This window comes from Devosia sp. (assembly GCF_040509215.1).
Taxonomy (GTDB): domain Bacteria; phylum Pseudomonadota; class Alphaproteobacteria; order Rhizobiales; family Devosiaceae; genus Devosia.
On the sequence record NZ_JBEVLL010000012.1, the window covers coordinates 1 to 8,892 of the forward strand.

The window sequence follows — 8,892 nt, forward strand, 5'->3', positions numbered from 1 at the left end:
CTCGACTTGGTGTTTCGACGGGCAGACCTGGTGGGTTTTTGACTGGGTGTGGCTGTAAAGGTAGAGCCCCGTTTTGGGGGGTTTTACAGTGTGGGTGGGCGGGACGTACGGCCCCCTCACCCGCCGCTACGCGGCGACCTCTCCCCCAGAGGGAGAGGTGAAGAGCTAGTGCTCGCGGGCGCGTTCCAGGATGCGTTTGCACTCGAGGAGCTCGCGCAAAACTTCGGAGAGTTTTTCGCGCGATTCTTCGTCGAGGCTGGGGTCGGCGGTAAGAACGGCTTCTTCGATCTCGGCTTCGTCGGCGGCGGCCTGGGCTTCTTCGATGAGGGGGATGATCTCGTCGAGGTTCTTGCCCTCGCCAACGGCGATGACGTAGCGCGGGCCCTGATCCTTGAGGATCTTCTGGACGCCCTTGATGGTAAAACCCTGATCGTACAGCAAATGACGGATGCCGCGGAGCAGCAGGACGTCTTCGGGGCGGTAGTAGCGACGGCCGCCGCCGCGTTTCAGGGGCTTGATGGTGGCGAAGCGGGTTTCCCAGAATCGGAGGACGTGCTGAGGAAGATCGAGCTCTTCCGCGGCCTCTGAGATTGTCCGGAATGCGTCTGGAGACTTGTCCAAACCGCCTGCCCCTCCAGTAAGAAAGCCTTACTTTTCAGAGGCGACCATAGACTTGTTGATTTTGGACTTCAACACGTTGCTGGGTTTGAACACAAGAACCTGCCGGGGGAGGATTGGCACCTCTTCGCCGGTCTTGGGATTGCGGCCGATCCGTTCGTTCTTGGAACGCACCTGGAAGGAGCCGAAAGAGGAAAGTTTCACATTGGCGCCGGTGATCAGCGCGTCGGTGATGAGTTCGAGAACACGTTCGACCAGTTCGGCCGACTCGGTTCGCGACAGGCCGACAGAACCGTAAACAGCTTCCGCCAGGTCCGCCCGCGTTACCGTCTTCTGCGTCATTCGCACCCCCAAAGTTCTGGGCTGGCTTCCCGGGCCAGCGTGATATTTTTTCTTCCGCTGTCGCCAGTCCGCTTCTGCAGATTGACAGGAAAACCTTCCCTCGATTGACGCGGCCAGTCGGTTTTCGCTTGGCCTTAACGTCAGGTTCCTCCACCCGGCAGGACACTAACGCCTTGAAACGCTTGAGGTCAATCGGCTCAATGCCGGACTACCAGCGAATGAGCGAGGCCCCCCAGGTGAATCCACCGCCCATGGCTTCGAGCATGACGAGATCGCCCTGCTTGATGCGTCCATCGGCCACCGCAACGCTCAGCGCCAGGGGCACGGAAGCGGCGGACGTGTTGGCGTGGATATCAACCGTGGTGACCACCTTTTCGGGCGGCAGGCCAAGCTTGTTTCCGGCGCCATCGATGATGCGCTTGTTGGCCTGGTGCGGCACGAACCAGTCGAGATCATCGACCGTGTAGCCCCCCTGCTCCAGCGCCTTGTAGACGACGTCGGTGATCTTGCCGACGGCATGGCGGAACACTTCCGCCCCTGCCATGTGCACATGGCCAGTGGTGCCGGTGGAGGACGGGCCGCCATCGACGTAGAGCTTTTGCCAGTGGTGACCGTCGGAGCGAAGAGCCGAAGCCAGGACGCCGCGTTCGGGTTCGCCATCGGCGAGCTCGACGCGTTCGAGAATCATGGCGCCGGCGCCATCGCCGAAAAGCACGCAGGTGGTGCGGTCGGTCCAGTCGAGGAGACGGGTGAAGGTCTCGGCGCCGATAATAAGGGCGCGATTGGCCATGCCGTTCTTGATGTAGCTGTCGGCCGTGGTCACGGCATAGACAAAGCCCGAGCAGACCGCCTGGATGTCGAAGGCAAAGCCGTGATGCATGCCCAGCTTCATCTGCACCAGGGTCGCGGCAGCCGGGAAGGTGTAATCCGGGGTGGTCGTCGCGACGATGATGAGGTCGATATCGTCGGGCGTCAGACCGGCATTGTCGAGGGCGGCCCGGGCTGCGGCAACAGCGAGGTCGGAGGTGAACTCGCCTTCGGCCGCGACATGGCGCTCCTTGATGCCGACGCGCTGCTGGATCCACTCGTCGGACGTGTCGACGGTCTCCGCCAATTCGGCGTTGGTCAAGATTTTTTGGGGCAGGTAGCTACCGACCCCGCGGACTATTGAACGAACTCTGGTCACGCCGACTTGGCCTCAGGATCGGTAGGCAGCTCGGAAGCCGCAATATTGACGGGGAAGCGCCGCACGCTGTCGCTGATCTTTTCGATCAGGTTGCTGCGCGCCATTTCATAGGCAAGGCCCAGGGCGCTCTTGTAGCCGACTTCGTCGGTACCGCCATGGGATTTGATGACGACGCCATTGAGGCCCATGAACACGCCGCCATTGACGGCACGCGGGTCCATCTTGCGGCGGAGAGCCGTCAGGGCGGACGAGGCGAAGAAGGCGCCGAGCATGCTGATCCAGTTGGATTTGAGCGCGGTGCGCAGATACGTCGCGACCTGCCGGGCAGTGCCTTCGGCGGTCTTGAGGGCCACATTTCCGACGAAGCCTTCGGTGACGACAACGTCGACCGTGCCCTTGCCGATATCATCGCCCTCAACGAAGCCATGATAGGTGAAGCCGGCGCCGGAGGCTTGCTGCAGGATCTTGCTGGCTTCCTTGATGTAGTCGAGGCCCTTCACCTCTTCGGTGCCGATATTGAGCAGACCGACGGTGGGCTTTTCGGAATCAAAGAGCGAACGGGCGAGAGCGGAACCCAGAATGGCGTAGTCGACAAGCTGGCGGGCGTCAGCGCCGATGGTTGCGCCCATATCGAGCACGACGATGTCGGAGCGCACGGTCGGCCAGATGGCCGCGATACCGGGGCGGGAAATGCCTTCCATGGGGCGGAGGCAGAAGGTGGCCATGGCCATCAGCGCGCCGGTATTGCCGCCAGATATGGCGACATCGGCTTCCTTGTCCTTCACGGCCTGGATCGCCATCCACATGGAGGAGACGTTGCGGCCCTTCCTGAGGGCCTGGCTGGGCTTTTCGTCCATGGCGATCACTTCTTCGCAGTGACGCACCTGGCTTGCGGCCTTGAGCCGGGGGAATTCTTCAAGGAGCGGATCGATCTGCTCCTTGCGCCCATGGAAGATAAAACGGGTGTTCTTGCGCTCGCGCAGGGCGAGGTCGGCGCCGTGGATGACCGCGCGCGGGGCGTGGTCGCCCCCCATGGCATCCACGGAAATCGTTATATATTCGGTCATTTCAGCCCGTTTTTCGGCCCGCTTGGGCAGGCATTCCAACATATCCCATAGGGAAGTGGGTGCAAGCCCCGCCCTGGAAGGTTCAGGTTTCGCCCTTGTCCTTGAGCTGACGCAGCGCCGCAAAGGGACCACTATCGTCTTCGGTGGCATCGATACCAAGCGTTGAGAGGTCTTCGCCCTCGCGGCGCGGATAGGGATCGATGGCCAGAGCCAGGGTTTCGATCAGGAGAGCGCTCAAGTCGACCTCCGGACCATCGATATGATCGGGAAAATCGTCATCTTCAAGGTCGATGAAAATTTCGGTGCCGGGCGCGGGCGCATGAGCGGTCTGTCCGACGGGCAGGAAGACGCGATCCACAGCCTCGTCGATGTTCTGGCTGACCGGTTCGAAGCTGACGACGGACGCCTGGACGATGCGTGCCTTGAGGCGCCCCTGGGCCCGCAAACCACCGCGCAGGGGCGCAACGGTGAGTTCGGCGACGAAGCGCTCGACAGCGATCAGCTTTAGTTCCTCGGCAATGCGGGCTCGGGTTGGCTCATCGGCATCGACGCTGACGGAGCGCCCGGCGGTGGGCAGTTTGTCGATGCGGACGATCGCGTCGAAAAGTGGCGCGGGCTGGTCTTTCATGCGGCGGTTCCGAATGTCACTGTGCCGCCGGTGATGCTTTCAACCGGCAGAGCGGCCAGGGCCTGATCCTGCGTCATGAAATAATCAGCGAGGGTGCGAGCATGATCCATGCCGGCGCCTTCATAGATATTGCGCGAGAACACGGTGGCCAAGGCTTCCTTGTCGCCGCGATCCATAGCTTCATTGATGGCAGCAAGAAGGCCGAAAAAGAGATTGCCCATCTTCTGGATTTTCTTGGGGACACCCAGATCGGTGGCGCCCATTTCGCGCAGGGACTGGTCCATATCCTTGAAGAACAGGTCAAAAACCGCCTGGCTGAAATTCTTGGTGGCGTCGGCGCCGCGTAGGCGCCGAAACAGCAGCGCCATATGAAGGCTGATCATATCGAAGCGGCCCGTGACCGTGTCGGGCACGCCCCACTCAGCATAGAAGACGGGTTGCCGGGATTGCGCCACAATGGCCCGATAGACGCCATAAACAGCGTCGGTGGCCGTGTTTTTGCGGAACAGAGACAGGATCATGGGATTGCGCTCAGCCTCGGGATGGGTCAAACACATGCAAAGTCAGCCGACCCAATGTCAGCTTGCCAAAAAGCCAGGTTGACAGCTACACATTCCGGCGACCAAAGGGCACGCGCCTTGTTGTCACGCCTATAGTCGAGAGCCATCGGGAAAGTCAAATTCATGCCCATGCGTATTGCTTCCTCTCCCTTCGCACCGATCGCCGCTGCAGCACTGCTTGCTGTTGCGCTGGCCGCCTGCACGAGCAGCACGTCGCTCGTCACCAAGAGGACGCAGGGCTATGAAATCTCCGAAAGTGCGATGCAGCAGATTCGCGTGGGCCAGAGCCAAGAGCTGGTGACGCTGGTGCTCGGCTCGCCGCAGTCGACCAATACCTTTGGCGACCAGACCGCCTGGTACTTTGTGCAGACCAAGGTGGCGCAGACTTCGTTCGGGCTGAACACCTCGCTCGAGCGCACCGTGCTCGCCGTCTATTTCGACAAGAACAAGAAGGTCGTGGACAAGGCTGTCTACTCGGCCGCCGACGGCAAGGTGATTGCCATCGAGAACCGCCGCACGCAGTCTTATGGCGAAGATCGCACGTTCATCGAGCAGATCCTGCAGTCGTTCTGATTTTTCCAGATCTGGAATTGGAAAGCCCCGGTTTTGCCGGGGCTTTTTTGTTTGTGAGATCAGGCGAAGGCGAGGCTTAGCGCGTAGGTCAGCGGCGACATGCCGGTGATGTAGACGCGGTGCCCTTTGACGGCGAGGCTGCCGTTGAGCCAGCTATACTGTTCGCCGGGCTTGGCTTCGATCAGGCCCTTGCCGTTGCCGGGGCCGAAGGTGATCGTGTCGTCGCCGAGCGTGTAGGTCCCCTGCCCTTCGATGAGATGGAAGGTGCCGTCTTCGAGGCTCTCGACGCCGGCGAGTTCGCCGCCTTCGCGGAAGGTCAGCTCCCAGGTCAGTTCGACATTCTCTTCGCCCGAGACATCGAAGGTGAGATCGAAGCCGCTGTCGGTTTCCGAGATTTTGACGTCGGTCTTGAGATCGCGCGTCGAGGCGGGGCGGTTTTCGAAGTCGAGCATGGAATTGAAGCGACCATCGACCGAACGAGAGAGCGCGTAGACGCCATCGGCATTGCGACGATCGGCTGGCATGGGGAGATAGTAGGGAATCTTGAGTTCATTCCCGAGCGTGATGACGCCTTCCTCATAGCCGATGCCGTTTGAGCGGAAGTGGCCCATGGAGAAAAAGTTCGGCACGAGGCGGACGGCTTCGAGCACTGCCTTGCCATTGAAGGCGCGGAGGATGGTCGGGTTGGTCGAAAGGCCCGAGCCGAAGCGATTGAAGAATTCGGTCTCGTCGCCATCGGCATACCAGTCGGAGCCGCCGAAGGCCGAGGCGCTGAGTTTGCCACGGCGGATACGGACGAGGCCGGCTGTTTGATAGTGGCGGGCGAAATCGGTGAAGGGTTCTTCGCTGGCCGGGAGGGTGGCGGCCAGTTCGGGACGCTCGATAAGATCGCCGAGGAAGTCGCCAATGTCAGGCGCGAATTTCTCTTCGATCAGGCGGGCCATGGCGGCGAAACGGCCATTGCCATCAAGGAGCGCCAGTTCGCGGAACTGGGGGTAGAAGTAGCGGATATTGACGAGGCGCTGGTCCTGATCCTGACGGCGGGACTGGATGGTCTCGATCTCGCCATTGGGCTCGGAATGCTCGATGGAGAGGTCGAGATTCTTGCGGACGAAATCGAGCAGGTCCTGGCGGTCGAGCACATGGGCGACGACCAGCAGGGAGGGATTGGTGACCTCGGAATAGTAGATGGCGCTGCGTTCGGAATAGATACCGTCCTCGTCGATATCCATGCCCTCGGCCAGCCATTCGTCGATGCGGGTATGATAGCTTTCGTCGCCGGTGACGTGGCTGATGCGGGCGAGCGCGGCGCAGATTTTCCAGCGGTGGTTGGGGGTGTGAATGCCGCCATTGGCAAGGCCCGGGCCGGCCTTGGCCATGATGGCGCGGATGGTTTCCGCGAGGCCTACACTCGCGGCGTGATCGTCGGCTTCAAGGATGGAGACCATGAGGCCGAAATCCTCGATGAGGAAGCCGGTGTCGGGCGGGGAATGGCGATTGCCGACGCTGAAGGTGCCGTCCTCGTGCTGCACCCTGGTGAGGGTTTCAAGACCCTGCTTGATGTGGGGCAGCAGCGACTCGTCGTGGTGATAGGTCGAGTCTTTCCAGATGAAGGGCGTTACGAGGCGCCGGACCTGGCGCGTGAGGCCGCGGGGCGAGCCGGTGAGCGCGGCAGGAAGGCCCTCGATGGTCTTGGGCACCTGCTCGTCGGCCGATTTGGTGAGGACGGCGAGGCCCTCCGTGTCCGGATCGGCAGCCGTGGCGGCGCCGGTCAGTCCCAGGGTGATGGCCGAGCCGGCAAGCCAGCGCGAAGACATGGCCGCATGCGTCCCGAGCGCCGCCGCGGCGCCCAGAAAATAACGTCGGTTCATGATTTCCTCCTCGACGAGCGGGAGGCCGGCTCTTGTTCTTCTGCCGCGCCGCCGCTCAGAATGATAAAACACAAATTCCACAATCGGAGATTGCGGAACAAACATTCCATCTGAGATGTGGCAACGTCAAGGCTAAGTAACCGGATGGTGCATTCACAATTTTATGGAATGCGGTGCGGCCGGACGTGAGGGGTCGGATTCCCGCTTTCGCGGGAATGACGCCGTGGGGACTAAAAGTGGCGCTGGTGCCTCAGGCCTTCTTTTCGAGGTCCACGCCGGCCGAGCGGGCGATGGAATCGAGGGCGGCGTTGACCATGCCGGAGGCATCTTCCTCGAAGAAGGCGCGGGCGACGTCGACATATTCGGTGATGACGACGCGGGCCGGGATGTCACGGCGGCGCAGGAGTTCGAACGCGGCGGCGCGAAGGATGGCGCGGAGCGTTGAATCGATGCGATCGATCGGCCAGTCTTCGGCGAGGGCCTTGTCGATGGCGGGGTCGATCTCGAGCTGGTTCTTGGTGACGCCGCGCACGATCTGGCCGAAAAAGTCGGCATCGGCAGGCAAGTACTGCTCGCCTTCGAGTTCGCGGCCGAGATGGAAGGCACTGAACTGGGCCAGGGTGTCTTCCAGCGTCGCGCGGCCCACATCCATCTGGTAGAGCGCCTGGACAGCCGCGAGGCGGGCGGCGCCGCGCTGGTTGGCTGGACGCGAATTGTTCGGGATGGGGGGCGTATCAGTCATTTATGCGTTCAACTTTGCCTTGAGAGCGGCGAGAGCAAGGGCGGCACGGGCGGCATCGCCACCACGATCGCCATCGGCGAGGCGGGCGCGGGTCCAGGCCTGCCCTTCGTTCTCGACCGTAAGAATGCCGATGCCGAGCGGCAGCGCGTCCACGACTGCCAGTTCGGCAAGGGCGCGGATGCTTTCGCTGGCAACGGAGACGTAGTGATTGGACTGGCCGCGAATGACGCAGCCAAGGGCGACGAAGCCGTCGTAGTTATCGGTTTCAAGGGCCATGGCGACGCCGACGGGCACTTCCATGGCGCCGGGCACGGCGATGACGTCAAAGGTGGCGCCTGCGGCCTTGAGGGCGGCGCTGGCGCCGGCCTTCATCTCATCGGCGATGCCGGGATAGGCCCTGCCCTCGACGATGAGGAAATGCAGGCCCTCAGCCGAATTGGGCTCGATCGAAAAGCGTTCGCCGTAAGAATCCATAGCAGACATCCTTGCCCTTGCTTCTCAACCCCATAGTCCGGCCCGCCCATCCGCGCAACTGCGGGCGCGCAAGAAGAGGATCAATCGTCCTCTGGGAGAGGTTCGCTGACATCGGAATCGAGCTCTGCGAGGAAATCGCGGAAATCGTCCGGGCCGGCGAAATTCTTGTAGACCGAAGCAAAGCGGACAAAGGCGACGTGATCGAGGCCCTTGAGGCCGACCATCACATATTCGCCGATCTGGTCGGAGGTGATTTCGATATCGCCCAAGCTCTCGAGCTGGCGAACGATGCCGGAAATCATGCGCTCGACGCGTTCGGGATCGACCGAGCGTTTCCGCAGCGCGGTGTTGACCGAACGGGTGAGTTTCTCACGGTCGAAGGGGACTTTTCGACCGGTCTTCTTGACCACGGTGAGGTCGCGCAACTGCACGCGCTCGAAGGTGGTGAAGCGGCCGCCGCAGGCATTGCACACGCGGCGGCGGCGGATAGCGCCCGAATCTTCGGTCGGGCGGCTATCCTTCACCTGAGTATCGTCATTGCCACAATAGGGGCAGCGCATCCTTGTGTGGCCCTTTCAGATCAGCCGTAGATCGGGAAGCGAGCGGTCAGCGCCTTCACCTTGGCGCGGACTTCGGCCTCGACGGCACCGTTATTGTCATCGCCATTGGTCTTGAGGCCATCGAGCACTTCGATGATTAGTTCGCCGATGGTCTGGAATTCGGCAGTGCCGAAGCCGCGCGAGGTGCCGGCCGGGGTGCCGAGGCGCACGCCGGAGGTGATGGCGGGCTTTTCCGGATCGAAGGGAACTGCGTTCTTGTTGCAGGTGATAT

Annotated in this window: 11 protein-coding genes and 1 pseudogene; 1 reads left to right on the forward strand and 11 read right to left on the reverse strand. The window is 61.8% G+C overall.

The genetic code is table 11. From position 1 onward, the window contains the following. Positions 1 to 165 precede the first annotated feature (165 nt). From ABW043_RS00510 to ABW043_RS00535, 6 genes are all read right to left on the reverse strand, one after another. A complete protein-coding gene (locus ABW043_RS00510; RefSeq protein WP_353919291.1) occupies positions 166 to 621 on the reverse strand; it encodes a MerR family transcriptional regulator in 456 nt (151 codons plus the stop codon). A gap of 27 nt (positions 622 to 648) precedes the next feature. Further along, positions 649 to 1,104, reverse strand: coding sequence for an integration host factor subunit alpha (locus tag ABW043_RS00515; protein ID WP_502908573.1), 456 nt, complete (start codon positions 1,102 to 1,104; stop codon positions 649 to 651). A gap of 64 nt (positions 1,105 to 1,168) precedes the next feature. Beyond that, positions 1,169 to 2,146: a beta-ketoacyl-ACP synthase III gene (locus tag ABW043_RS00520; protein ID WP_353919292.1), complete on the reverse strand. Its 978-nt coding sequence runs from the start codon at positions 2,144 to 2,146 to the stop codon at positions 1,169 to 1,171. After that, positions 2,143 to 3,213: a phosphate acyltransferase PlsX gene (plsX, locus tag ABW043_RS00525; protein ID WP_353919293.1), complete on the reverse strand. Its 1,071-nt coding sequence runs from the start codon at positions 3,211 to 3,213 to the stop codon at positions 2,143 to 2,145. Before plsX ends, ABW043_RS00520 begins: the two co-directional genes overlap by 4 nt. An 82-nt stretch (positions 3,214 to 3,295) precedes the next feature. Then, positions 3,296 to 3,841 (reverse strand): YceD family protein, encoded by a 546-nt coding sequence (locus ABW043_RS00530; RefSeq protein WP_353919294.1) that lies wholly within the window; start codon positions 3,839 to 3,841, stop codon positions 3,296 to 3,298. Then, positions 3,838 to 4,362, reverse strand: coding sequence for a ubiquinol-cytochrome C chaperone family protein (locus tag ABW043_RS00535; protein ID WP_353919295.1), 525 nt, complete (start codon positions 4,360 to 4,362; stop codon positions 3,838 to 3,840). Before ABW043_RS00535 ends, ABW043_RS00530 begins: the two co-directional genes overlap by 4 nt. 162 nt (positions 4,363 to 4,524) lie before the next feature. On the opposite strand from ABW043_RS00535, the gene ABW043_RS00540 reads away from it, so the two are divergent. After that, the gene (locus tag ABW043_RS00540; RefSeq protein WP_353919296.1) at positions 4,525 to 4,974 is read left to right on the forward strand and encodes an outer membrane protein assembly factor BamE; all 450 of its coding nucleotides are present in this window, start codon (positions 4,525 to 4,527) and stop codon (positions 4,972 to 4,974) included. Between the two features lie 59 nt (positions 4,975 to 5,033). On the opposite strand, the gene ABW043_RS00545 is transcribed toward ABW043_RS00540, so the two are convergent. The 5 genes and pseudogenes from ABW043_RS00545 to glyA form a co-directional block, all read right to left on the reverse strand. Further along, the gene (locus ABW043_RS00545; protein ID WP_353919297.1) at positions 5,034 to 6,845 is read right to left on the reverse strand and encodes a hypothetical protein; all 1,812 of its coding nucleotides are present in this window, start codon (positions 6,843 to 6,845) and stop codon (positions 5,034 to 5,036) included. A 250-nt stretch (positions 6,846 to 7,095) separates the two neighbouring features. Continuing rightward, entirely contained in the window at positions 7,096 to 7,587 is a 492-nt protein-coding gene (nusB, locus tag ABW043_RS00550; protein WP_353919298.1) for a transcription antitermination factor NusB, read from the reverse strand. Beyond that, entirely contained in the window at positions 7,588 to 8,061 is a 474-nt protein-coding gene (gene ribH, locus ABW043_RS00555; RefSeq protein ID WP_353919299.1) for a 6,7-dimethyl-8-ribityllumazine synthase, read from the reverse strand. It lies immediately after the preceding gene. A gap of 80 nt (positions 8,062 to 8,141) precedes the next feature. Next, positions 8,142 to 8,621 (reverse strand): transcriptional regulator NrdR, encoded by a 480-nt coding sequence (gene nrdR / locus ABW043_RS00560; protein WP_353919300.1) that lies wholly within the window; start codon positions 8,619 to 8,621, stop codon positions 8,142 to 8,144. A gap of 20 nt (positions 8,622 to 8,641) precedes the next feature. After that, a pseudogene (gene glyA, locus ABW043_RS00565) lies at positions 8,642 to 8,892 on the reverse strand (serine hydroxymethyltransferase); the annotation flags it as partial.

Bases quoted from the DNA above. Each gene is read 5' to 3' on its own strand.
- plsX (WP_353919293.1), bottom strand. From the start codon at position 3,213: ATGACCGAATATATAACGATTTCCGTGGATGCCATGGGGGGCGACCAC.
- ABW043_RS00530 (WP_353919294.1), bottom strand. From the start codon at position 3,841: ATGAAAGACCAGCCCGCGCCACTTTTCGACGCGATCGTCCGCATCGAC.
- ABW043_RS00535 (WP_353919295.1), bottom strand. From the start codon at position 4,362: ATGATCCTGTCTCTGTTCCGCAAAAACACGGCCACCGACGCTGTTTAT.
- ABW043_RS00540 (WP_353919296.1), top strand. From the start codon at position 4,525: ATGCCCATGCGTATTGCTTCCTCTCCCTTCGCACCGATCGCCGCTGCA.
- ABW043_RS00545 (WP_353919297.1), bottom strand. From the start codon at position 6,845: ATGAACCGACGTTATTTTCTGGGCGCCGCGGCGGCGCTCGGGACGCAT.
- nusB (WP_353919298.1), bottom strand. From the start codon at position 7,587: ATGACTGATACGCCCCCCATCCCGAACAATTCGCGTCCAGCCAACCAG.
- ribH (WP_353919299.1), bottom strand. From the start codon at position 8,061: ATGGATTCTTACGGCGAACGCTTTTCGATCGAGCCCAATTCGGCTGAG.
- nrdR (WP_353919300.1), bottom strand. From the start codon at position 8,621: ATGCGCTGCCCCTATTGTGGCAATGACGATACTCAGGTGAAGGATAGC.